Origin of the sequence: Paraburkholderia sp. CNPSo 3272, assembly GCF_024206495.1 — a bacterium.
Taxonomy (GTDB): Bacteria; Pseudomonadota; Gammaproteobacteria; order Burkholderiales; family Burkholderiaceae; genus Paraburkholderia.
Genome location: NZ_JAMBPQ010000010.1, coordinates 1 through 21555 on the forward strand (window position 1 = coordinate 1; position 21555 = coordinate 21555).

Genomic DNA, 21555 nt, shown 5'->3' on the forward strand with positions numbered 1-21555 from the left:
GCGCAAGGTCATTCTCAACAAGCTCTCGCACGCCGAAATCGCCGACGAGGTCTTCGCGTTCCGCAAGTCGAAGGTGCTCAACTTCGTCGAGCAAAAGGGCGTCGCGTATTTTTCGCAGCGCACGAACCGCGGCTCGGGCGAACTCAAGGCGCTCGACGATCTGTTGTTCGTCGATCAGCGCACGCTGTTCGAAGCCGTGAGCGCGCTCGATACCTACGATCTCGCGAAGCTGCTCGCCTCGATCGAGGATCCGGCCGTATCCGGGCGCCTGCTCTCGGTGATGGCGGACGCACGCAAGAACGAAGTGTCGTGGGTCATGCGTCGCGACATCAAGATCGATCCCGTGGAAGTCGAGGACATCGAGCAGCGCCTGCTTGCAGCGGTGCGTGCACTTAAGACGCCTGGCGCGGGCCAGGCGGATCGCTGAGTCGGGAGACACGCATGGATCTGCTTACCCTGATCGGCATCGCGATTGGCGCGCTCGCTGTGGTCGCGGGCTTCTCGCTCGAAGGCGGCCACTTCGTCACGCTGCTTCAGCCCGAGGCGCTGGCCATTGTGCTGGGCGGCACACTCGGCGCCGTGATGATCCAGAACACGTGGGCGCGTTTCTTCGACGCCATCAAGCAATTGCGCATGGCCTTCGTTAAAGCGCCGCGCGTAGACGAAGCGAGCCTCGCCGCCGTGCTGGAATGGGGCGATCAGGCCAAGCTCAACGGTCTGCTCGCCTTCGAGTCGATGGATCTGCAAGGCATTCATCCGTTCGCGCGGCGCGGGCTCGAACTGCTTGCGAGCGGTGTTTCGACCGCCGTGCTCGAAGATGCGCTCGAGCGCGAACTCGAAGCCACCGGGCGCAAGCATATGGCGGCGGCGCGCGTGTGGCAGCAGGCGGGCGGCTACGCGCCCACGTTCGGCATTCTCGGCTCCGTGCTCGGCCTGATCCAGGTCACAGGGCATCTGATCGAGCCTGCCGAACTCGGGCCCGGCATTGCCGTGGCCTTCGTCGCGACGCTTTACGGCCTTGCATTCGCGAACCTCGTTTTTCTGCCGCTATATGGCAAGATGCGCGCCCATATCGAAAGCGATCTGCGCCTGCGCAAGCTGTATCTCGACGGCCTGCTCGCCATTTCGCGCAAGGAGTCGCCCCACACGATCGCCACGCGCCTCGCTGGGGAGGTGGGCGGCAAGAGCGGCGGTTTGCAAGGCGAAGCGAACGTGTGGGCGCTGGACACGACGCGCGCGAGCTGACCGCCCATGCATTCCGATAAAGACCTGCCGCTCACGGCCCAATTCGATCACGACGAGGACGAAGGCGGCGAATCGAGTTCCGGCCGTTGGCTCCTTTCCTACGCGGACCTGATTACGACGCTGATGGTGCTGTTCCTCGCGCTCTACGCGATGCAGCTGGCAAAGCATAAGGAATCCGAAATACGGTCGGCGGCGCAGCGAACGGGCACAAGCACGGTGGCAGCGATCGGGAAAATGCCCGCCGTCGATCAGGCGCTGCTCGCCGCGCTCGAAACGCTGCGCGAGCGCGGCGAAATCACGATCGTGCCGGCGGCGCGCGGCGTGGAGATCGGCATCAACGCGAAGATCCTGTTCAACGCGGGGGATGCCACGCTGCTGCCCGAATCGCTTGGCGTGCTGGGCCGTATCGCCGAGGTGCTGCGCGCGGCGCCGGCGGGCAACATCCTCGTGGAAGGGCACACCGACAGCACGCCGATCTCGAACGCGAAATTCGCGTCGAACTGGGAGCTCTCTTCGGCGCGCGCGGGCGCGGTGGTGCGCTATCTGGTCGAGCGCGGCATCGAGCCTCACCGGCTCGCCGCGATTGGCCGCGCCGATAACTTCCCGCTCGTGGCAGGCAACGACCCGGCGAGCCGCGCACTGAACCGGCGGGTGACGTTGATCGTGCAGCGCTGACGCTCACGCCCTTCGCGTGATTGCCAGGCGAACGCGCGTCACACCTGCATGGACGGCACATCCTTCATGCAGCGCAAGGCGAACATCGACCGGCTGTGGCGGATGCTCGAGATGCGATAGAGCTTCTCGCGCAGGAAACGCTCGTAGCCAGCGGTGCCGTCCACCGCCACCTTGATCCAGTAGTCGTACTCGCCGGAGACGAGATAGGCCTCCAGCACTTCGGGCAGCGCCGCGAGTTCGGCGCCGAAGCGCGCGAGCGCGTCGTCTTCGTGACGGTCGAGCGTCACTTCCAGAATCACGATGTCGGCGTAGCCCAGCTTTTGCTGGTTCACGAGCGCGACATAGCCGTCGATATAGCCATCGGCTTCGAGCTGGCGCGTGCGGTTCCAGCACGCGGTGGTGGACATGCCCACTTGCTCGGCCAGTTCGGCGTTCGAAAGTCGGGCGTTCTTTTGCAGGGCGCTGAGGATCTTGCGGTCCTGGTTGTCGAGCGCTTTGGGCGGCCGTTCACGAGGGCTCATGGCGAAAAAGAATCTTGTACAGGTACTGGCAATTCTAGCGGAAGAAGCTTCCGTGTATTGACCAATATTGCCTGAAAACCGGAAGCCCATACACGCTCTTCCCCGGTATATTTTCCACATGCCTTCTTGCCTGGCACGACCCACGCGGCCACCTTCCCGCTATGGGGCGCGCCGCCGCAGCCACAAGCAGCGGCGGTCCGTCAGGGCCGTTTCCGTTGCACCTTGCGGCGGCTACCGGGCGTTGCGCGCGTTCACCACGCGGCCAGCAGTGCCCGGTCAGGCAGGTGGCATTTGAAAACCGCGCGTCGCGCGGTTTTTTGTTGCCCGTTTTTAATATCCCCGCGACCGCGAGCGCCATTCGTCACCCGTCTTCGCCAGTACGCCCCCCAATGTCGATCCAGCTGTATCTCTCTTTTCTCGCCGCCGCGCTCGTCCTTGTCTACACGCCCGGTCCCGTCAACGTGCTCACCATGAGCCAGGCGCTCAATGCCGGCTGGCGCCGTGCGCTGCCCTGCGTTTGGGGCGGCACGCTCGCGGTACTGCTTCAGCTCGCGCTGACGGCGCTATGCCTCAATTCGCTGCTGCTCATAAGTGAGCATTCACTTACGTTGCTGCGCTGGCTGGGCGCGGCCTATCTGGTCTGGCTGGGCTGCAAACAGTGGCGCAGCCGCTCCTTGACGGGCACGGATGCGCCTGCCGAAGCCGATGGCGCGAGCCATCGCGATCTGTTTTGGCGCGGATTCGCGACCTCCGGGGTCAACCCGAAGACCTTGCTGTTCTTCCCGTCGTTTTTCCCGCAGTTCATGAGCGCCGATGCGCCCTGGAGCGCCAACCGTCAGTTTTTGCTGCTGGCGGCGACGTTCGCGCTGCTGTTCGCAGGCGGCGTGGCTTCGATGGCGCTGTTTTCGCACCGTCTGCGCCACGTGCTGCAGCGGCCGAAGCGCATGCGCGCCGTGAATCGCCTGATGGGTAGCCTGCTGGTGGGAATGGGCGCGATGATGGCCGGCTTACGCTGAACGCGCAGGCGGCGGATGGCTCGCGCGCGTGTGCGCGGGCCCGCTCGCGTGACGCCCGTTTGGCGCTCGGTGGCGCTTACGGCGAGGTGATCGATGCGGCCGGCGCTGCAGTCAGCGTGGCCGCTGCAGTCAGCGTGGCCGCTGCAGTCAGCGTGGCCGCTGACGGCGTTGCCGATGCCGCTGCCACGCTCTGGGTGCCGGAGGTCGTCGAGGCCGACGCGAGCGTTTGTGCCGTCGCTCCGCTGGCCGACGCCGCCACCGCGGCCGCCGCGACAGGCGCCGCCGTGCTGTGAGTGGTCACACTCGCCGCGAGCCCCACGGCCTGCGGGTTTGCCGCAACCGGCGACGGCACGCCCATGATCGCCGCCGCGGCTGCAGCGCCCTGATCGACCGGTGCGGATGCGCCCGGAGCCGAAGCGGCGGGCGCGGGTGCCGCCGTGGCAGGCGCCTGCGCTGGCGTGGGCGCAGCCGGTGGCGCTGTCACAACGGGCGCGGCCGGCTGCGCGTTGCTGTGCAACACAGCCGCACCGGTCGCCGCAGCCGCTGCAGCGGCTGCCGGCGCGGCCGACCCCACTGTGGTCGCGGCGGGCGCGGCGCTGGCCGTGACCGGCTCGATCGGTGGCGGCAACGGCGAAATCTTGATCGCGCCGGCGTTCGGCACAGGCTCGCTGCGCGCCGATGCGTTCAAATACCGCCCGACCAGATCGAAGAAGCGTGAGTAAAACGGGCCGGACTGGATCGTCTCGCTCGAAATCTTCACCATTTCGTCGCTGTTCGAGCGGATGGGCAGCGAAACCGACCCCAGAATCGAGAGCCCCACGCTCGCAGAGGTGTCGCTCTTCTTGAGCGCGTAGCCGTTCTGCACGGCGTTCACGTACACCATGCTCGTATTGCTCGCGTCGCCCGGCGTGCAGACCACATGCACCTCCACGACGATGTGCTGATCCATCGTCGGCTGGAAGTTCTTCGTGGCGTCGACGGTGTCGTTGCGCGTCATCGTCGTCATGTAGCCCTGGCTCAGGAGCGCGCGGCGCGACGACTCGCAGGCGTCGGTACTCGCGTAGTTGAAGCTGCGCGAGAACTGGCTGGGCGCGGTGCTCAGCAGCTGATCTTCCTGGAACTTGGGCTTGGGCGAGGAGCACGCGCCGAGCGCAGCAGCCAGGGTCACCGTGACGACGGCGAGGGTGGCGCTGCGAAGCGGGACGGCCAAACGAGGGAAAACTTTAGAAAAACGGGACATGTTCGGGGGAAACTGGGCAGCAATGCGGCATTGCATCGGACGGCATGCATTGTAGTTCGGTTCCGCTGCGCATGACCGAACGCTCGTTTTTTCGAAGCTTCACGAAAGCCGGACGAAGGCGTCTCGAAGCTTACATCCCACATGATGAAACAAGCGGGCTTCCTCGCCGCGGAGTAAGCCGGATGCAACCGCCAGTTCAATCTGGCGCTGTGCGCGCCCGCGAATAACGCGCGTCTGCGATGATCGAGGAGTACTGCCTGAGCACGACGAATCGAAATCCGCATCTACGCATGTCGCTCGATACGGAAGAAAAACGAGGTGCAAAGCGATCACTGCGCGATCGTCGACGCCTGCAAGCGGCGCGTCGTGGGTGAGGCGGGGACGCTGACTGGATAGTCTGGACAGCTAAGCGTTTCTTTTCGCTACGCAGAATGGAAAACAGCGAGCGCCCGTAAGGATGCTCGCCGTTTTCCTTGAAGCAGACTTGAGTGTGCCGCGCTGCGCTTACACCGCCATTTCGGGCGGCGCCTGGCGGAAGCACCGCGTGATCCAGCCGAGGTACACGAGGCCGAGCACGAACCAGATCACGCCGAGCACGATGGCGGTCTTTTCGAGGCTGCACAGCAGCCAGATGTCGGTCACGGCACCGATCAGCGGGAACACCAGACCGCCGAGCAACCCGAAGCCACGCGTGCCCGCCGCGCCGCTGAAGTACTGGCGGATCACGCACAGATTCACCGAAGTGAACGCGAGGAACGCGCCGAAGTTGATGAACGAAGTGGACGTGGCCACGTCGAGTTTCAGCGCGATCAGACCGACGACACCGGCAATCGCGATGTTGATCGCAGGCGTGCGAAAGCGCGGGTGAATGTAGCCGAAGATCGACTTGGGCAGCACCTCATCGCGGCCCATCGCATAGAGCAGACGCCCCACGCTCGCCTGCGCCGAGATGCCCGAGGCGAACTGCGCGAGGATCAGGCCTGCGAGGAAGATCGTCACGAAGATATCGCCGCCCACCTTGCGAGCGATTTCGAACGCGGCCGAATCGGGGTCCTTGAAGACAGCGCCCGGATGCGCGAGCTGCAGCGTGTACGCGGCGATCACGAAGATAGCGCCGCCCACCAGCGCGATCAGCACAATGGCCCGCGGAATGGTCTTTTCCGGCTCGATGGTTTCCTCGGTGAGCGTGGAAACGGCGTCGAAGCCGAGGTACGAATACGCGGCGATCGCAGCGCCCGCCATCGTTGCCGAGAGCGGCACGTGCGGCTGGAAGAACGGCTGTGCCGTGATGAGGCCGCCGGGGCCCGCGGCCGCAGAGGCGTAGTGCAAACACAGGACTACGAACATGGCCGCAATGCCGAGCTGCACGATCATGAGCACGATGTTGAAGCGCGCCGCGAGTTCGATGCCAATGACGTTCAGCGCACTCGTGAGCACGATGAACGCGACGATCCAGATCCACGCGGGCACGCTCGGGAACGCCGCGCCAAGATACGCAGCGCCGATCAGCCAGATCACCATCGGCAGGAAGAAGTAGTCGAGCAGCGTGGCCCAGCCGATCATGAAGCCCAGATGCGAATTGAAGCTCTTGCGCGTGTACGTGTAGGCCGAACCCGCCACCGGGAAAAGGCGCGCGAGCTTGCCGTAGCTGAGCGCCGTGAAGACGATTGCGACGAGCGCAATGAGATACGCGAGAGCGGCGGTGTCCTGGCTTGCGCCAGCGAGCACGCCGTAGGTGCCGTAGACGATCAGCGGCGCCATATAGGCGAGGCCGAACAGGAGCACGGACGGCAGGCCGAGCGTGCGCTTCAGGTGAGGTTCTTGAGTGCCGCGTTCATGCGACGGCGAGGCAGGCTTCATGATGCAGTTGTCTCCTGGGTGCTGCGGTTCTGGCAGGCATGGGCGAGCCTGGCGAGCCGCGCATGGCGGCGTGCCGGATCGCTGATTGCCGGGCTTGTTACCTGGTCTTGCTGCTGTGCGCGTTTAACGCGTGCGCGGGCGGATATTGAGCGAGCGGCGGCCGCGCGCGTCGTTCTCGTCCGCGAGAGTGAGCGCAATGCGTGCGTCGTGCAGATAGCTGTAATGTTCGCGGCTTTGCGCGAGCAGGGCGCGATCCACCTTCGCGTGCAGCACCGCGTCTTCGCTCTTCAACTCGCAGAGCACGTCGCCGAACGGGCTCACGAGCGCCGTTTCGCCCGGGAACGTAAGGTTGTCGTCGCCGTGACCGACGCGGTTCACGAGCGCGGCGAACATCTGGTTCTCCATTGCGCGCGCAACGATCGCGCGGCGATGCACGGGGCCGAACGGATCCATATTGCCGTTCGTGACGACGAGCATTTCCGCGCCGAGCGAGGCCACGGCGCGCGCCGTTTCGGGAAACTCGATGTCGTAGCAAATCAGGAGACCCACGGTCATGCCCTTGAATTCGCACACCTCGAAGTGGTCGCCGGGCGTGAATACGCCCACGTCCGTGGCCCACAGATGCGTCTTGCGGTAGCGCAGCGCGATGTCGCCGCGTTCGTCGATCAGGACGGTCGTGTTGTAGAAGCGGTCGCCGTCGCGCTCGGCAAGGCCGACCGCCACGCCGATCTTCGCGGCGCGAGCGGCGTCACGGACTTTGCTCAAAGACGGACCTTCGAGCGATTCGGCTACGTCGCGCACGTTTTCGCGGGTGGGAAAGCCCGTGAGCGTGGCTTCGGGGAAGACGATGAGATCGCTGCCTTCACGGCGTTTGGCCGTAGCGTCGAGTACGCGGGCGAGGTTGGGAGCGACTGCGCCGTCCACGATCGGGATCTGCGCGAGTTCGAGTTGCATGCCTGTCTCCTTCCTTATGTATTACGTAAAGCACCGCGTGGGCGTCTGGAGCGGCTATTATCTCCACGTTATTTTTGTCGAGAAATTACCCTGCAGGGGTACCCTGATCGGAGGACCCATGGAGCCCCTCGTGGAACTGGACTGGCAGGACCGCGCGTTCCATCACCATATCGCGACGCTGATCGATGCCCTCGACGGCCCCGACTTCTGGACTCGCATGACGCGTGTGATCGAGCGCTTCGTCGCGTTCGACAACTGGGTTGCGCTCGTCTTCCGGCGCGATCGCGTGCCGCTCGTATGCGCCGAGTCGCCCATGCCCGACGGCACCGTGGATCTCTTGTTCCGCGCGTATCTGGAGGGGATGTACCTGCTCGATCCGTTCTATTTGAACGCGAGCGAGAAGCCGCGCGCGGGGCTCGTCACACTCGCCGAAGTCGCGCCCGATAATTTCCGCATGACGGACTACTATCAGCGTTACTTCAAGAGCAACATCATCGGCGACGAAGTGCAGTTCAACGTGCCGCTCGACGAAGCACGCACATTGATTTTCTCGCTCGGCGCACAGCACCATTACACGGAGCGCGATATTGCGTTGTTCGCGATGTTCGCGCCGTGGGTGATCGCGCTCATGAAGCAGCGGCTTGCGTATGAGACGTTTGCCGAGGGTGTCGCCGAGGCGGTCGCGTCGGACGCGTCTGAAGCCGGCAGCGCAGCGCGGCAGGGGCAGTTGAGCGAGGCGGGCTTCGCGAGCCGCATCCAAACGGTCACGCAGCAAAGCGGACGCGTGCCGCTCACTGCGCGCGAGATCGAAGTGGTGCGCTTGAGCCTGAGTGGCTTTTCCACGCGCGCGATTGCCGAGCGGCTCGACATCTCGTTCGAGACCGTGCGTGCGCACAAGAAGCATATTTACGCCAAGCTCGGCGTGAGTTCGCAGTCTGAGCTGTTTGCGCTTTTCTACGAGCCGCTCGGGCGCGTGGGCGTATGAGCGCCGCACGCCTTTGACGGCGCGCGTCAGAACTCGACGAGCGCGAAGTCTTCCTTGCCCACGTCGCAGAGGGGGCAGCGCCAGTCGTCGGGCACATCGGCCCAGCGGGTGCCCGGAGCGAGGCCGTCGTCAGGGGCGCCTGCGGCTTCGTCGTACACCCAGCCGCAGATCACACAGACCCATTGCTTGGGCCCGTCGTCGGCGCTGGCCGCAGCCGTCGAGGCGCTTGCGGGGGCCTCGGGCGCGGCGCCTTCGGGCGGGGTGTCGAGCGCGACGACGAGCGGCGCTGCGGTGCCATCGCGTTCAGCGAGCCTGCTTTGCAGCGTGGCGAGCAGCGCTGCGGCTTCCTCGGCGGTGAGGTCGATCCAGTACGGGTCGCCGGCGCCGTCATTCAGGCGTTCTGGCGAGAACTGGATTTCGAGGGCGACGCCTTTCTTGTACATAAGCAAAAACGGTTGGCTTGATGCCCCGGACGCGCTGCGCTCACAGGAAGTAGCGGAACAGCAGCGAGGCCGCGATGCCGCCAGCGGCGATCAGCGCGAGCATTTGCAGGAGCGTGATGGACTTGCTGGACTTGGCGTTCGAAGCGGCGGGACGGGTGGTGGTGTTCATAAGTTGATCTTGCGGCGGCGTGGGTTGCGGTCTCGATTGCGCCCCGTAAAGTCGCCATCATCGGTATGACGGCGGCAGAGCGCGGCGGGGGAGTTTCGCACGATTTCGCGCCCAAGGGGGCATTTGCGCGGCGACTGCGCGTACGCGCCGCGTATTTCCGCCCCCGGCAACCTGCGCCGAACAGCGGCATCGATTATCGCCGCGAAGGCGGACCGGATTCCTGAACGCGCGGAGATGGTTTATTTCGCAGCCGTTGAGAGAAGCCGCTCACAACTGCAGCCAGCGGCGTTCGATATACGAAAACAGCCAGCTGACCGGCACTGCGCACGCCATGCCGATGGCGACTTGCGCCACGCGAAACAGCGCGATGTCCCACACGGGCCCGTTCATGGGCACGAGCAGCACGATGGTGGTGGTGATCGCGCCCAGTCGCGCGGCGGTGCTCACGCTCAGGCACCAGCAGCCGATGATCACTATGCTCACGGCGACGAGGTAGGCCGCGAGATTTTCCGGGCCGAACGCCGCCGTCGCGAGCCCCACCGCGCCGCCCGCAATCGCGCCGATGAACTGGTCGCGCGACTGCGCGAGCGTATCGGCGTAATCGTGCTGGGTGACGGCAATCGCCGTGATCGCGGCCCAGAACGCCTGTTCGGTGTGCAGCGCGCGACCGATGCTGTACGCGAGACCTGCCGCGCAGACGGCGCGCAGCGCCATGAGCGTGCCTTGCGCGGCGCGGCTTTTGAGCGGCAGGCGTTTGAGCGCGCCCAGCGCCGATTGCTGGAGCGAGGTGAGATAGGCGTAGAGGTCGTCTTGTGGGTCGTGCATCACGCGTGATCGATCGTAAGGAGAACGTGAGGATAAGCGCTCGCGCTGCCAAGCATATCAAGCCGTGTTCGCCGTGTGCGGATCGCCGGGCAGGCAAGACTTGCGCAACGGCTTCGCCGCGTGGCGCAGGTCGCGCTCCGGACACAAAAAAGGCGCGATGCCATCCAGCATCGCGCCTTTCTTCCGTCAAACCAAACCGTGCGTTACTTCCTGTCGATCGAGATCGCTCCCGGACCCGTTACCGCGAGTGCGAGCAGGCCGCCGGCGATGCTGATGTTCTTGTAGAAGTTGATCATATTCGCCATTTGATCGGCGCCCGTCATGGTCCAGAAGTGATGGCCGATGAAGGCTGTCGCAACGGTATAGATCGCGAGCAGGACGGCGAGCGGCCGCGTGAAGAAGCCCACGAGCAGCAGGATGCCGACCGCGAACTCCATGATCACGGCGATGACGGCCGACAGCATCGGCACGGGCGCGCCCACGTGCGCCATGTAGTCGACCGTCCCCGAAAAACCGGTGATCTTGGACCAGCCGAACAGGATGAACAGGGAAGTCAGCAAGATGCGCGAGACCAGCAGCACGACGTCGTTGCCTGGCCCGAACAGGTTGTATCGCATGGTTTTCTCCGAAGAAGTTTTAAGCATTTCACTACGTATCAGTTCGCGCTTTGCCGGGCGGCGGCCCGCTCTCAGTGAGCGGACCGCCGCGCGCCGGTCCGCGCCAGCATAACCTCAAGCGCAACGCCGAAGTCAGGACCAAAGCTCCGACACTTCGATATTACGCAGATCGAACACCAGGACCTCTGCATCGTGTCCGTCGCTGAAGCTCAACTCGCGCTCGGAGCGGATGCGCGCGCCGTCGCCTTCGCCCAGTTCCACGCCGTTCAGCTTGACGCTGCCGCGCGCCACGTGAACATAAGCGTAGCGCTCGGCGCCCACTTCGACCTTCGCCGTTTCCGCGCCGTCGAGGCGGCCGGCATAGACGCGTGTGTCCTGGCGCAGCAACAGCGAGTCTTCGGCGCCGTCCGGCGAGAGGATCAGGCGGAACTTGCCGCGCTTTTGCTCATCGGCGATGTTCTTCTGCTGGTAGCGCGGTTGCGCACCCTTCACGTTCGGTGCAATCCAGATCTGCAGGAAGTGCACCCCTTCGTCGGCCGAGTGGTTGAACTCGCTGTGCGCGACCCCGGTGCCGGCGCTCATCAGTTGCACGTCGCCGGGGACGATCACCGAGCCCGTGCCCATCGAGTCCTTGTGCTCCAGCGCGCCTTCCAGCACATACGAGAAGATTTCCATGTCGCGGTGCGGGTGCTTGCCGAAGCCGCGCGCCGGGGCCACTCGGTCGTCGTTGATCACCAGCAGGTCCGAAAAGCCCACTTGCTTCGGATCGTAGTAGTTGGCAAACGAAAACGTGTGACGCGAGCTGAGCCAGCCATGTTCACCGCGGCCGCGTTGGTCTGCCTTGCGAAGTTCGATCATTTCCGTCTCTCCTGGCGGGCAGAGCTGGCGCGCTAGCGCCTTCCTCTGGCCCCATTGGGTTAATGGGATTCGCTTGATTGCTTGCGATGGAAGAAGTTTAGGTCAATCAAATCGAATTGAATCGCCGTAAAATACGACTCACTGTCACCGCGAAGTGGACAATTGGAATGCAACTCGACGACATGCGAATTTTCGTGAACACCGTGGATGCGGGCAATTTCACGGCGGCGGCCCATCGGCTGCGGCTTTCCAAGCAGTTCGTGAGCCGGCGTGTGGCGGCGCTGGAGGCCGATCTGGGCGCGCGCCTGCTCGTACGCAACACGCGCAAGCTGGCGGTCACCGACCTCGGTCAGGACTTCTACGAGCGCGCGAAACGCATCCTTGCGGACGTCTCGGAGGCCGAGCAGGCCATGTCGGACCGGCGCAGCGAGCCCCGCGGCCTGCTGAAAGTGAGCGCGCCGATGTCGTTCGGCATGGCGCACCTTTCGCCGCTCGTCGCCGAATTTCTGCGCGAGCACCCGGACGTGCGCTTCGACATGGATCTGAGCGACCGCACCGTCGACGTGATCGGCGAGGGTTTCGACATGGCGCTGCGTATCGGCCGGCTGGCGGATTCCACGCTGGTGGCGCAAAAGCTCATCGACGTGCGCATGATCGCCTGCTGCAGCCCCGGCTACCGGCGCCGGCGGCGCGCGCCGCAAACGCCCGCCGATCTGGCGCAGCACGCCTGCCTGCCGTACGGGCAGCAGGGCCGCGCACCGTGGGAATTCATCGTCGATGGCGTGCGCACGCCTTTCGACGTGCATGGGCCGCTGCGCGCGAATAACGGCGAAGTGCTCCGCGAGGCGGCCATCGCCGGGCTCGGCATCTGCTATCTCCCGGACTTCATCGTGGCGGGCTCGGTCGATGCGGGCCTGCTGGTGGAGGTGTTGGAGCCGTTCATGCCGCCGCCAAACGCGCTCCACGCGCTGTACCCGCAGCATCGTGAAGCTTCCGTGACGATCCGCGCATTCACGCAATACCTGCGCGAGCGGCTCGCCGCTCGTGCGGCAACCGCGCGTGGCGGGGCGCTTTGACGCAGCAAGCATGCGGCCCTTGCAGATGGGCCGTTGCGCCTGCATCTAAGGCGTGAAGCTTCGTGAACGCAGCATGACAGCGCGGCCGCGTGAGGCGCATTGTCGCAGTTTCGTTGTATGCTCACCGCCCCGAGGGTCGCTCGGGCCGCGCGATGCGGGCGCGGAACCCCGTGCTGGCGGGCTTTGACAGACGCTATAGGGTCCGATAGGCAGGGTTAATACCCGCGATCAAAGCAACCAATTTTTCAAACGGACGCGGTTCCCGTAATCTTCGTCCATACCTTTTCCCAACCCAGAGCGAGGAAACAACGAATGTCTCTCATCAACACGCAAGTCAAGCCGTTCAAGGCAACCGCATACCACAACGGTAAGTTCGTTCCGGTCTCTGAGGAAAACCTCAAGGGCAAGTGGTCGGTTGTCGTGTTCTACCCGGCCGACTTCACTTTCGTGTGCCCGACGGAACTCGGCGACCTGGCTGACCAGTACGCAGAATTCCAGAAGCTGGGCGTTGAAGTCTACGGTGTGTCGACCGACACGCACTTCACGCACAAGGCATGGCACGACACGTCGGACACGATCGCCAAGATCAAGTACCCGCTGGTCGGCGACCCGACGGGCGCAATCACGCGCAACTTCGACGTCATGATCGAAGAAGAAGGTCTGGCACTGCGCGGCACGTTCGTGATCAACCCGGAAGGCGAGATCAAGCTGTGCGAAATCCACGACAACGGCATTGGCCGTGACGCCAAGGAACTGCTGCGCAAGGTGCAAGCTGCTCAGTACGTGGCATCGCACCCGGGTGAAGTCTGCCCCGCCAAGTGGACGCCGGGCGCTGAAACGCTCAAGCCGTCGCTCGACCTCGTCGGCAAGATCTAAGCGTCGCTGTTCAAATGCGATCGCCCTGATCGCATGACGCCCAAGTCTCACTAGCTGTATCCCCGGGCCGCGCCCACGCGGCCGCGGCCCGGGTGCCCTGTTCGCCTCTTGACGCCTTAAGCGGAGCGGCGAAATTGCCAGGCAATACTTAGAATTCCCCGCTTCTTCTCTAGCCGGAAAAAAAGCCATGCTCGACGCCAACCTCAAAGATCAACTCAAAAGCTACCTCGAAAAAGTCACGCAGTCGATCGAGATCGTTGCGTACCTGGACGATGGCGAGAAGTCGCAAGAACTGCAGCAACTGCTGCAGGACATCGCATCGCTCTCGAATCGCATCTCCTACGAAGAACGCCGTGGCGCCGCAGCCGGCGACGCGCGTACCCCTTCGTTCGACATCAAGCGCGCGAACTCCGACGTGAAGGTCACGTTCGCGGGCATTCCGATGGGCCACGAATTCACGTCGCTCGTGCTCGCGCTGCTGCAGGTGGGCGGCCACCCGGTCAAGCTCGAGAACGACACCACCGAACAGGTGAAGGCGCTCGACGGCGCGTTCTCGTTCGAAGTCTATATGTCGCTGTCGTGCCAGAACTGCCCGGAAGTCGTGCAGTCGATCAACGCGATGGCTTCGCTCAACCCGAACGTGCAGATCGTCACGATCGACGGCGCGCTGTATCAGGACGAAGTCGAGAAGCGCCAGATCATGGCCGTGCCGACCATCTATCTGAACGGCGAAGTGTTCGGCCAGGGCCGCATGGGCGTGGAAGAGATTCTCGCGAAGCTCGACACCGGCGCATCGTCGCGCGCAGCCGAGAAACTCAATCAGAAGGATGTTTTCGACATGCTCATCGTCGGCGGCGGCCCCGCTGGCGCTGCGGCTGCGATTTATGCGGCGCGCAAGGGCATCAAGACCGGCGTGCTCGCCGAGCGCTTTGGCGGCCAGGTGCTCGACACGATGGCCATCGAGAACTTCGTTTCCGTGACGGAAACGGAAGGGCCGAAGTTCGCCACGGCGCTGGAGCAGCACGTGCGCGCCTACGACGTCGACATCATGAATCTGCAGCGCGCCGAAGCGCTCGTGCCCACGGGCAACGGCTTCGAAGTGCGCACGCAAAGCGGCGCGACGCTGCGCGCGAAGAGTGTCGTGCTCGCTACCGGCGCACGCTGGCGCAATGTCGATGTGCCGGGCGAGCAGCAGTACAAGAACAAGGGCGTGGCCTACTGCCCGCACTGCGACGGTCCGCTCTTCAAGGGCAAGCGCGTCGCGGTGATCGGCGGCGGCAACTCGGGCGTGGAAGCGGCGATCGACCTGGCCGGTATCGTGAGCCATGTCACGCTGCTCGAATTCGGCGCGCAACTGCGTGCGGACGAAGTGCTGCAACGCAAGCTGCGCAGCCTGCCGAACGTCGCGGTGCACCTGAACGCGCAAACCACGGAGATTTCCGGCGACGGCCAGAAGGTCACGGGTCTCGCCTGGCTCGAACGCACGTCGGGCGAGAAGCGCCATCTCGAACTCGAAGGCGTGTTCGTGCAGATCGGCCTCGTGCCGAACACCGAGTTCCTCAAGGGCACGGTGGCGCTGTCGAAGCACGGCGAGATCGAGGTGGACGCGAAGGGCCAGACGTCGGTGCCGGGCGTGTTCGCCGCGGGCGACGTGACGACCGTGCCGTTCAAGCAGATCGTGATCGCCGTGGGCGAAGGTGCGAAGGCATCGCTCGGCGCATTCGATTACCTGATCCGCTCCTCCGTGGAGCAGGAAGAGGACGCGAAAGCGGCGCCTGTGGTCGCCTGAGCAAAGGTTTAGAGCAGTCTCTCTTTACGCCGGCTCACGCCGGCGTTTTTTTATGGTTTCGCGCAAGAAGACGGCTCAGTCCCGCACGGGCGGACAGCCTTTTACGCAATATGCGAAATTAATTGAACACCGTCTCGGTGCGCGTGCCAAACTGGCTGCTGTCGGGTCGACACCGTCGATCGAGGAGACGAAACATGCAGCGCGAAACATTCATCCGCGGCTTGGCCGAAGAAGGCTTTCCCGAGCCCGTTGTCGTGACGCGCGAAGCCGGCGTCATGGAGGTTCATTCGCATCCGTTCGAAGCGAAGGCGCTGGTCATCGAGGGCGAACTGCACATCCGCGTAGGCGACGAAGAGCGACACTACAAGGCCGGCGACGTGTTTCATCTCGCCGCCAACCTGCCGCACGCCGAGCGCTATGGGCCGCAGGGCGTGCAGTACCTGGTGGGGAGGAAGTGAAGGCGGGGCGCCTATGCCGCGAGGGGCCGAGCGGATTCAACCGGTCGATGCAGCACACAAACCCTGCGTGAGCAGCCGAGGTGTTACAAATGAAACAGCGACCGAGTGCTCCGATAGCCAGCGAAGACTAATGTGGGAGCGCTGGCGCGAAGGCGACTCGCTCCCTCACCCCCGCGCCGCGATTTCCTTCTTCCACCCCGCGATGATCTTCCCGGCGAGCGCGTTGTAGTCGCCGTCGAAGTGGTGATCGCCGTTCGTCTTCACGACGTCGATGCCGGTATTCACGAGCGCCGGGCACAGCGTGTCTTTCTCGCCCGCGCCATACACGCATTGCACGATCGAAGGCGGCACCTTCGCGAGTTCCGGGCGCACCTGCAGCGCCTTGTCGCTGGCGGGCATGCCGAGCCAGCCCGTCACGCGGACCTGGAAGTCGGCGTCCGGCGCGAAACCGAGCAGCGACATGTACGACACCTTCGCGCGCAACGCGTCGGGCAGACGGTTGTAGGCGAATGGCATCACGTCCGCGCCGAACGAGTAGCCCACCAGCGCGATGTGCTGCGCATGCCAGCGCGAGCCGTAGGTTTTCAGTACGCGGGCGAGATCGTGACTCGTTTGCTCGGGCGTCTTTTCGCTCCAGAAGTAGCGCAGCGCGTCCCAGCCGATCACCGAAATACCCTGCTTTTGCAGCGCTTCAGCAATCGTCTTGTCGAGATCGCGCCAGCCGCCGTCGCCCGAAATTACCACTGCGAGCATGTCGGTGGGGTGTGCCGCGGGCAGTTCGACGAGCGGCAGGTCCGACACGTCCTCTTCGCTTTCCGTCACGACGCGCAGATGATTCGTGGTGAGTGCAACGATCTTGTCGGCGTCGGCAACGCCGGGAGCGAAGGCACGCGGTGCGCCAGAACTGGTTGCGCGCGCATCTTTCGTCGTCACACCCTGCTCGAAGAAACCGGGCAGGCCGTTGCCGCGCGAGAGCGTGGGATCGGCCGGGCAGGGCGCGAAGCGCGCGTCGAGCTTCGCAGCCGGATCGAGCGACACGGCGCCCGCCATCGTGTTCGCGGGCGCCTGCGAGAGCATGCGCTGGGCGATGAGCGCACCTTCGCCGCTGCCGATGGCGATCGGCGCGTAATACTCGCTGGACCCCTGCTGACGTTCGAGCTGGTGGCTCAGCGCTTCGGCGTCGCTGTAGAGCTTGTGGCAGGTCTCGTTCTTCACGGCGGCGAGGTTCTGCGCATAACGCTCCGTATCCACGCCGACGACGAGTGCGCCATGCTGCGCGAGCGCTTCGGCGCGCGTCTGGTCGGCGGCGCTCCAGTGCGGATCCGCCGAGAACAGCACAGTGAAGCCGCGCATCGCGCCAGTCGGTTTCGTCACTGCGACTTCGCCGTAACGGCCGCCGGAGACGTGCATCGTCGCGGCGGAAGCGGGCGTCGAGACGGGCATCGAAGCCGCGCTGGCGTGAGCCGTGAAAAACGCGAGCACAGCGGCGCCCGCTGCCGTGCCTGCAATGCGCGGCAGCCTGGGAATACGGAATGTCATGAGCGCCAGCCTCCTGCCAGCAGCGATAGATCGGCGAGGGTGATGAACACGCTGATCGAGCCCGATGCGGCCAGATAGCGTGGTTCCCAGCGCGGCGCGAACTTGTTCTTGAAGCCGCGCAGCCCCCGGAAGTTATAGAAACGGCCGCCGAAGCGCCAGATGAAGCCCGCGAGCCGGTGCCACGACGACGCGAGCGGCGAGGGGCCCATGCCCGAAAGCGGCGCCATGCCCAGCGAGAGCGACTGGTAGCCGGCGGCCTTCAAATGCAGCGCGAGCTGCGTGAACAGATACTCCATCGCGTAGGGCGAGGCGCCCGGCAAATGGCGCATGACGCCCACCGTTGCGTCGGTGTTCAGATCGGTCGTCATGAAGGTGACGAAGGCGAGCGGCTCGTCGTTCTGGCGAATCAGCAACACGGACTGCGCGGCGAGATAGTCGTCGTCGAATGCAGCTACCGAGAAGCTCTTTTCGCGCGCTTCGCGGTCCTGCAGCCAGGCGTCGGAGATCGCGCGCAGCACCGGCAGGCTCGCGCCCATCTGCGTGGGCTCGATATGTTCGATCGAAAAGCCGTCGCGTTCGCCGCGCTTGAGCGCGTAGCGCAGGTGCGCGCGCTGCGGACCCTTGAGGTCGAATTCCTGCAGCATCACGCGCGCTTCCTCGCCGAGTTTCATCAGCGTGAGGCCGGCGTCGAGATAGAGCGGCAGCGCGTCGGCGCGCACCTGGTAGAACGCGGCGCGGCCGTTGTGCGCATGGGCGAGTGTGACGAATTCGCGGATCAGCGCTGGCCACTCTTCGCGGGGGCCGACCGGATCGTGCAGCGCCGCCCAGGTGCGGCCGCGCTTCGCGTACATGAGGAAGGCCTTGCGCGAGACGGAAAACAGGAAGCTCTTGTCGCCCATCAGCGCGAGGCCCGCGTCGCTGCGCTCCTGGGCGCGCACGATGCGCGCGGCCTCTTCGAGGTCTTCGCTCGGGGGCATCACGAAGCGGCCGGCGGCGGGGCGCAGCAATTGCCAAAGTGCGAGCGCGGCCGCGAACACGCCGGCGCCGAGCGTGGCGCGCAGCGCGCGCGGGGCGCGGCTGTGGAAGGCGAATTGCCACCAGAGGCTTTGCGAGTACTGCACGTCGCGGAACGCGAACAGCAGCACCCACACGGCAAGCGCGATCACGCAGCCGACCGAGGCGAGCCAGGCCGGCGTGAACCGCTCGGAGAACATCGACGAGTGCCGATTGAAGCGCTTGCGCGTGCCAAGGAGCAGCACGATCAGCACGCCCAGGACGCCCGCTTCGACGAAGGCGAGGCCTTTGGCGAGCGAGAGCGCGAGGTTGGCCATCGCGATTACGAGCGCGAGCCACCAGGCGGCGTCCAGACGCCGCAGCAGACCGCGCGCGACGAACAGGAGCAATACGCCGAAGAGGCTGCCCATCAGCTGGGAGCTTTCGAGCACCCAGAGCGGCACGATGGTTTGCAGCAGCGCGATGCGCTTGGAGAACGCGGGCGTGGCGCCCGAGATCACGAGCATGCTGCCGGTCACGAACGTCACGATGGCGAGGAAGAGCGGCGCGAGTTGCGAGACGCCGTCGGCGCCGCGCTTCGCAAAGCGCGCGCTGAGCGGCGTCTTGAGCGCGCGGCCCTCGAATACGGCGAGCACCGCCGCGGCGAGTGCGAGCGGCGCGCCGAAGTAGATCGCGCGATAGGCGAGCAGCGCAGCAAGCACCTTGGAGGTGGGCACGCTCGGGCCGAGCGCGTAGACCATCGCGGCCTCGAACACGCCGATGCCGCCGGGCGTGTGGCCGATCAGGCCGAGCAGCATGGCGGCGCAATACACGGTGAGGAAGTCGCTGAAGCCGAGGAGCGCATGCGGCATGACCGACCACAGCGCGAGCCCGGCGCCGACCACGTCGAGCGCGGCGAGCAGCAGCTGCGCGACGAGGTCGCGCCGCGCAGGCACCGAAAAGCGCAGCCAGGCGCGGCCGAACGGCTCGATCTCGCGCGCGCTTGCGGGGCAAAGGATGACCATCACCGCGCCGCAGCCGAGGACCACGCCGCCGATCAGGCGCAGCTCGTCGGCCGAGAGGTGCAGCAGACCGGAGAGCGTGACGGCGGCGCCCACCATGCCGAGCGCGGTCATGAGCACGAGGGCGAGGGCGAGCGTGACGCTCGTGAACACCGTCATGCGGCCGATCTGCGCGGGGGTGACGCCTGCGCCGCCATAGACGCGGCAGCGCACGGCGCCGCCCGTGAGCGCGCCGAAGCCGGTGACGTTCCCGAGCGCCGAGCCGGCGATCGCGCCGGCCCACAGCGCGCCGCGCGAGACGCGTGCACCCAGGTAGCGCAGGCCCACGGCGTCGCGTCCGACCAAGGCGATGAAGCTGACGGCCGTGGCGGCGAGCGCGCCGACCCATTGCGCTGGCGTGAGCGTCCAGAGCTGGCGGATCACCGAGTGGTAGTCGACCGTGCGCGAGAGGTGCTGGAACACGACCAGCAGCAGCGCGCAAATGCCGAGCGCGAACACCGGCGCGACAAAGCGCTGCAGGTGCAGGGCCCCGGCACGGCGGCGCAGCGCCCCGAGGGCGCGCGCCGCGCGCGAAGAATGCGATCGAGACATGGATCGGTCTGGTGGCTCTCTGCGATGTCGCCGTATCGACTGTTACAGCTTCCCCGGCGGTGACATCGCGTTATTCGCGTTTTGCGCTTACTTTCTTTCGAGGCCGGTTCTCGCGCACCGCGCGCCGCGAACCGGAAATTCGAGCCGAATCGTAATCGTTCGGAAAGGACTCGTTAAGCTCAGCAAACGCATAGGACTCCCCGCCGGTTGACGCCGGGGTGCAAGAAACCGTTATTGGGTGCAGATCTTTCCGGCTCGATGGCGCGTCGTGATCAGCGGGTTTAATTGGGGAATAATCATTAGGGGATGATTCTTTGAAAGTCTGATTACCAGGTGGGTCGAACCGGAAGGTAATCGTTAAGTTATGAGTAATGAGCGGCCGCTGAGTGCACGCATGAAACCATGCACCGATGGGGCCGATCTGCCGAAAGCCTTGCGTGGCGGGCGTTCCAGACAGTTGCGTCGGGCATTGTTGCGCAGTTTGAGATAATGTTTCACTTGTTAGCCAGGTGCTTCCTGCAATCGCTGTCACTAATTCGAGACAGCTTGTTTAATCCTTTTACAATGCTCGACGGGCGAGTTAGTCTGCTTTGGTCAAGAGTTGTTTTACTGCGCCGGGAGAATGACGTGAAAAGACTAGCCTTGACTTCCCTTTCGCTGGCCGCGCTCGGGGTGGCCGGCGTGGCTCAGGCACAGACCAGCGTGACGCTGTATGGCACCATCGACACCTCGATTACCTACGTCAACCATGCCGACGGCGGCCACAATCTCTGGACGCTCGGCAACAGCAGTTACGGCAATCTCTCCGGCTCGCGATGGGGATTGAAGGGCGCCGAAGATCTCGGCGGCGGCCTCAAGGCGATCTTCCAGTTGGAAAACGGCTTCAACCCGTCCACAGGCGCGCTTGCGCAGGGCGGCAGGCTGTTCGGCCGACAGGCATACGTGGGCTTGACGGCCGAGCAGTACGGGTCGCTCACGCTCGGGCGGCAGTATGACCCGCTCATCGACCTCGTGCAGGGCATCACGGCGGACAACTATTTCGGCTCCGTGTTCGCCACGCCCGGCGACGTCGACAACTACGACAACAGCTTTCGCGTGAACAACGCCGTCAAGTACACCACTCCCGTATGGAGCGGTCTCCAGGCTGCGGCGATGTACTCGTTTGGCGGCATTGCGGGCTCGACAGGCGCCGAGCAGTCGTACTCGGCGGCGCTCAACTACACCAACGGTCCGCTCGCGCTGGCAGGCGGCTACTTCTACGCGACGAACAGCCAGGCCGTGAACGCGATTCGCACCGGCGGCTGGACGAGCACTTCGGACGGCACCTTCGACGGCCCTATCAACTCCGGCTACGCCACGGCACACTCGCTCACCATCGCGCGCGCAGCGGCGCAGTATCAGCTCGGACAGTTTACCTTTGGCCTCGGCTACAGCAATGCGCGCTACTCGCCCGATGCGAGTTCTGTGTTCCGCGAGACGCAAAAGTACAACACCGGCCAGGGCTTCATGAACTATCAGCTGAGCCCCGCGCTGCTGCTCGGCATTGGCTACAGCTACACGCACGCCAATGGCGATACCGCGGCGAATTACAACCAGGTATCGCTCGGCGCGGACTACAGCCTCTCCAAGCGTACGGACCTCTACATGACGGCAGCCTGGCAGCATGCGAGCGGCGATACCGGCAACGGCGCGGGCGGCTCGATGCCGGCCGAGGCTTCGGTTGGCTCCTACGGGTACGCTGGCACGTCGAACCAGACCATCGTGAACCTCGGGCTGCGGCACAAGTTCTGACCGCGCGCCGCG

The 21555-nt window shown here is 64.8% G+C and carries 20 protein-coding genes and 1 pseudogene; 10 read left to right on the forward strand and 11 right to left on the reverse strand.

All coding sequences use genetic code 11. From position 1 onward, the window contains the following. From M3I53_RS14550 to M3I53_RS14560, 3 genes and pseudogenes are all read left to right on the forward strand, one after another. A pseudogene (locus M3I53_RS14550) lies at positions 1-427 on the forward strand (Crp/Fnr family transcriptional regulator); the annotation flags it as partial. A 14-nt stretch (positions 428-441) separates the two neighbouring features. After that, positions 442-1245, forward strand: coding sequence for a flagellar motor protein (locus M3I53_RS14555; protein WP_254316620.1), 804 nt, complete (start codon positions 442-444; stop codon positions 1243-1245). A 6-nt stretch (positions 1246-1251) separates the two neighbouring features. Next, on the forward strand, positions 1252-1920 hold the full coding sequence (locus M3I53_RS14560; RefSeq protein ID WP_254316621.1) for an OmpA family protein: 669 nt from the start codon (positions 1252-1254) through the stop codon (positions 1918-1920). Positions 1921-1958: 38 nt separating this feature from the next. On the opposite strand, the gene M3I53_RS14565 is transcribed toward M3I53_RS14560, so the two are convergent. Beyond that, positions 1959-2441, reverse strand: a complete 483-nt coding sequence (locus tag M3I53_RS14565) for an Lrp/AsnC family transcriptional regulator (RefSeq protein WP_028202732.1) — start codon at positions 2439-2441, stop codon at positions 1959-1961. A gap of 389 nt (positions 2442-2830) precedes the next feature. On the opposite strand from M3I53_RS14565, the gene M3I53_RS14570 reads away from it, so the two are divergent. Beyond that, entirely contained in the window at positions 2831-3457 is a 627-nt protein-coding gene (locus M3I53_RS14570) for a LysE family translocator (RefSeq protein WP_254316622.1), read from the forward strand. 76 nt (positions 3458-3533) lie between these two features. Here M3I53_RS14570 and M3I53_RS14575 read toward each other — a convergent pair whose 3' ends face one another. The 3 genes from M3I53_RS14575 to M3I53_RS14585 all read right to left on the reverse strand — a co-directional run bounded on the left by M3I53_RS14575 (position 3534) and on the right by M3I53_RS14585 (position 7511). Continuing rightward, complete coding sequence (locus M3I53_RS14575; RefSeq protein ID WP_254316623.1) at positions 3534-4667, reverse strand: DUF2242 domain-containing protein; 1134 nt, start codon at positions 4665-4667, stop codon at positions 3534-3536. 534 nt (positions 4668-5201) lie between these two features. Next, positions 5202-6557, reverse strand: coding sequence for an APC family permease (locus tag M3I53_RS14580; RefSeq protein ID WP_254316624.1), 1356 nt, complete (start codon positions 6555-6557; stop codon positions 5202-5204). Positions 6558-6680: 123 nt separating this feature from the next. Continuing rightward, entirely contained in the window at positions 6681-7511 is an 831-nt protein-coding gene (locus M3I53_RS14585; RefSeq protein ID WP_254316625.1) for a carbon-nitrogen hydrolase family protein, read from the reverse strand. A gap of 130 nt (positions 7512-7641) precedes the next feature. Here M3I53_RS14585 and M3I53_RS14590 point away from each other — a divergent pair, with 130 nt between their 5' ends. After that, positions 7642-8496, forward strand: coding sequence for a helix-turn-helix transcriptional regulator (locus M3I53_RS14590; RefSeq protein WP_254316823.1), 855 nt, complete (start codon positions 7642-7644; stop codon positions 8494-8496). Between the two features lie 26 nt (positions 8497-8522). Here M3I53_RS14590 and M3I53_RS38195 read toward each other — a convergent pair whose 3' ends face one another. The 5 genes from M3I53_RS38195 to M3I53_RS14610 all read right to left on the reverse strand — a co-directional run bounded on the left by M3I53_RS38195 (position 8523) and on the right by M3I53_RS14610 (position 11408). Beyond that, positions 8523-8939, reverse strand: a complete 417-nt coding sequence (locus tag M3I53_RS38195) for a rubredoxin (protein ID WP_302057693.1) — start codon at positions 8937-8939, stop codon at positions 8523-8525. A gap of 40 nt (positions 8940-8979) precedes the next feature. Further along, on the reverse strand, positions 8980-9108 hold the full coding sequence (locus M3I53_RS38200; protein ID WP_266227690.1) for a hypothetical protein: 129 nt from the start codon (positions 9106-9108) through the stop codon (positions 8980-8982). A gap of 267 nt (positions 9109-9375) precedes the next feature. Continuing rightward, entirely contained in the window at positions 9376-9933 is a 558-nt protein-coding gene (locus tag M3I53_RS14600) for an aromatic acid exporter family protein (RefSeq protein ID WP_254316626.1), read from the reverse strand. 203 nt (positions 9934-10136) lie between these two features. Continuing rightward, positions 10137-10550 (reverse strand): DoxX family protein, encoded by a 414-nt coding sequence (locus tag M3I53_RS14605; RefSeq protein WP_254316627.1) that lies wholly within the window; start codon positions 10548-10550, stop codon positions 10137-10139. A gap of 132 nt (positions 10551-10682) precedes the next feature. Continuing rightward, the gene (locus tag M3I53_RS14610) at positions 10683-11408 is read right to left on the reverse strand and encodes a pirin family protein (RefSeq protein WP_254316628.1); all 726 of its coding nucleotides are present in this window, start codon (positions 11406-11408) and stop codon (positions 10683-10685) included. 167 nt (positions 11409-11575) lie between these two features. Between M3I53_RS14610 and M3I53_RS14615 the strand changes: the two genes are divergently transcribed. The 4 genes from M3I53_RS14615 to M3I53_RS14630 all read left to right on the forward strand — a co-directional run bounded on the left by M3I53_RS14615 (position 11576) and on the right by M3I53_RS14630 (position 15607). Continuing rightward, positions 11576-12484 (forward strand): LysR family transcriptional regulator, encoded by a 909-nt coding sequence (locus M3I53_RS14615; protein ID WP_254316629.1) that lies wholly within the window; start codon positions 11576-11578, stop codon positions 12482-12484. Between the two features lie 312 nt (positions 12485-12796). Then, complete coding sequence (ahpC, locus tag M3I53_RS14620; protein ID WP_028202722.1) at positions 12797-13360, forward strand: alkyl hydroperoxide reductase subunit C; 564 nt, start codon at positions 12797-12799, stop codon at positions 13358-13360. Positions 13361-13547: 187 nt separating this feature from the next. Further along, entirely contained in the window at positions 13548-15149 is a 1602-nt protein-coding gene (gene ahpF, locus M3I53_RS14625; protein WP_254316630.1) for an alkyl hydroperoxide reductase subunit F, read from the forward strand. A 194-nt stretch (positions 15150-15343) separates the two neighbouring features. Then, complete coding sequence (locus M3I53_RS14630; RefSeq protein ID WP_254316631.1) at positions 15344-15607, forward strand: cupin domain-containing protein; 264 nt, start codon at positions 15344-15346, stop codon at positions 15605-15607. A gap of 165 nt (positions 15608-15772) precedes the next feature. Here the strand turns inward: M3I53_RS14630 and M3I53_RS14635 are convergent, their stop codons facing one another. Beyond that, positions 15773-17050 (reverse strand): virulence factor family protein, encoded by a 1278-nt coding sequence (locus tag M3I53_RS14635; protein ID WP_254316824.1) that lies wholly within the window; start codon positions 17048-17050, stop codon positions 15773-15775. A 92-nt stretch (positions 17051-17142) separates the two neighbouring features. Continuing rightward, positions 17143-19752, reverse strand: a complete 2610-nt coding sequence (mprF, locus tag M3I53_RS14640; protein ID WP_254316632.1) for a bifunctional lysylphosphatidylglycerol flippase/synthetase MprF — start codon at positions 19750-19752, stop codon at positions 17143-17145. 627 nt (positions 19753-20379) lie between these two features. On the opposite strand from mprF, the gene M3I53_RS14645 reads away from it, so the two are divergent. Further along, complete coding sequence (locus M3I53_RS14645) at positions 20380-21543, forward strand: porin (RefSeq protein WP_254316633.1); 1164 nt, start codon at positions 20380-20382, stop codon at positions 21541-21543. Positions 21544-21555 lie beyond the last annotated feature (12 nt).

Coding starts and splice junctions, on each gene's coding strand:
- M3I53_RS14555 (WP_254316620.1), top strand. CDS start 442: ATGGATCTGCTTACCCTGATCGGCATCGCGATTGGCGCGCTCGCTGTG.
- M3I53_RS14560 (WP_254316621.1), top strand. CDS start 1,252: ATGCATTCCGATAAAGACCTGCCGCTCACGGCCCAATTCGATCACGAC.
- M3I53_RS14565 (WP_028202732.1), bottom strand. CDS start 2,441: ATGAGCCCTCGTGAACGGCCGCCCAAAGCGCTCGACAACCAGGACCGC.
- M3I53_RS14570 (WP_254316622.1), top strand. CDS start 2,831: ATGTCGATCCAGCTGTATCTCTCTTTTCTCGCCGCCGCGCTCGTCCTT.
- M3I53_RS14580 (WP_254316624.1), bottom strand. CDS start 6,557: ATGAAGCCTGCCTCGCCGTCGCATGAACGCGGCACTCAAGAACCTCAC.
- M3I53_RS14585 (WP_254316625.1), bottom strand. CDS start 7,511: ATGCAACTCGAACTCGCGCAGATCCCGATCGTGGACGGCGCAGTCGCT.
- M3I53_RS38195 (WP_302057693.1), bottom strand. CDS start 8,939: ATGTACAAGAAAGGCGTCGCCCTCGAAATCCAGTTCTCGCCAGAACGC.
- M3I53_RS38200 (WP_266227690.1), bottom strand. CDS start 9,108: ATGAACACCACCACCCGTCCCGCCGCTTCGAACGCCAAGTCCAGCAAG.
- M3I53_RS14600 (WP_254316626.1), bottom strand. CDS start 9,933: ATGCACGACCCACAAGACGACCTCTACGCCTATCTCACCTCGCTCCAG.
- M3I53_RS14605 (WP_254316627.1), bottom strand. CDS start 10,550: ATGCGATACAACCTGTTCGGGCCAGGCAACGACGTCGTGCTGCTGGTC.
- M3I53_RS14610 (WP_254316628.1), bottom strand. CDS start 11,408: ATGATCGAACTTCGCAAGGCAGACCAACGCGGCCGCGGTGAACATGGC.
- M3I53_RS14615 (WP_254316629.1), top strand. CDS start 11,576: ATGCAACTCGACGACATGCGAATTTTCGTGAACACCGTGGATGCGGGC.
- ahpC (WP_028202722.1), top strand. CDS start 12,797: ATGTCTCTCATCAACACGCAAGTCAAGCCGTTCAAGGCAACCGCATAC.
- ahpF (WP_254316630.1), top strand. CDS start 13,548: ATGCTCGACGCCAACCTCAAAGATCAACTCAAAAGCTACCTCGAAAAA.
- M3I53_RS14630 (WP_254316631.1), top strand. CDS start 15,344: ATGCAGCGCGAAACATTCATCCGCGGCTTGGCCGAAGAAGGCTTTCCC.
- M3I53_RS14635 (WP_254316824.1), bottom strand. CDS start 17,050: ATGCCCGTCTCGACGCCCGCTTCCGCCGCGACGATGCACGTCTCCGGC.
- mprF (WP_254316632.1), bottom strand. CDS start 19,752: ATGTCTCGATCGCATTCTTCGCGCGCGGCGCGCGCCCTCGGGGCGCTG.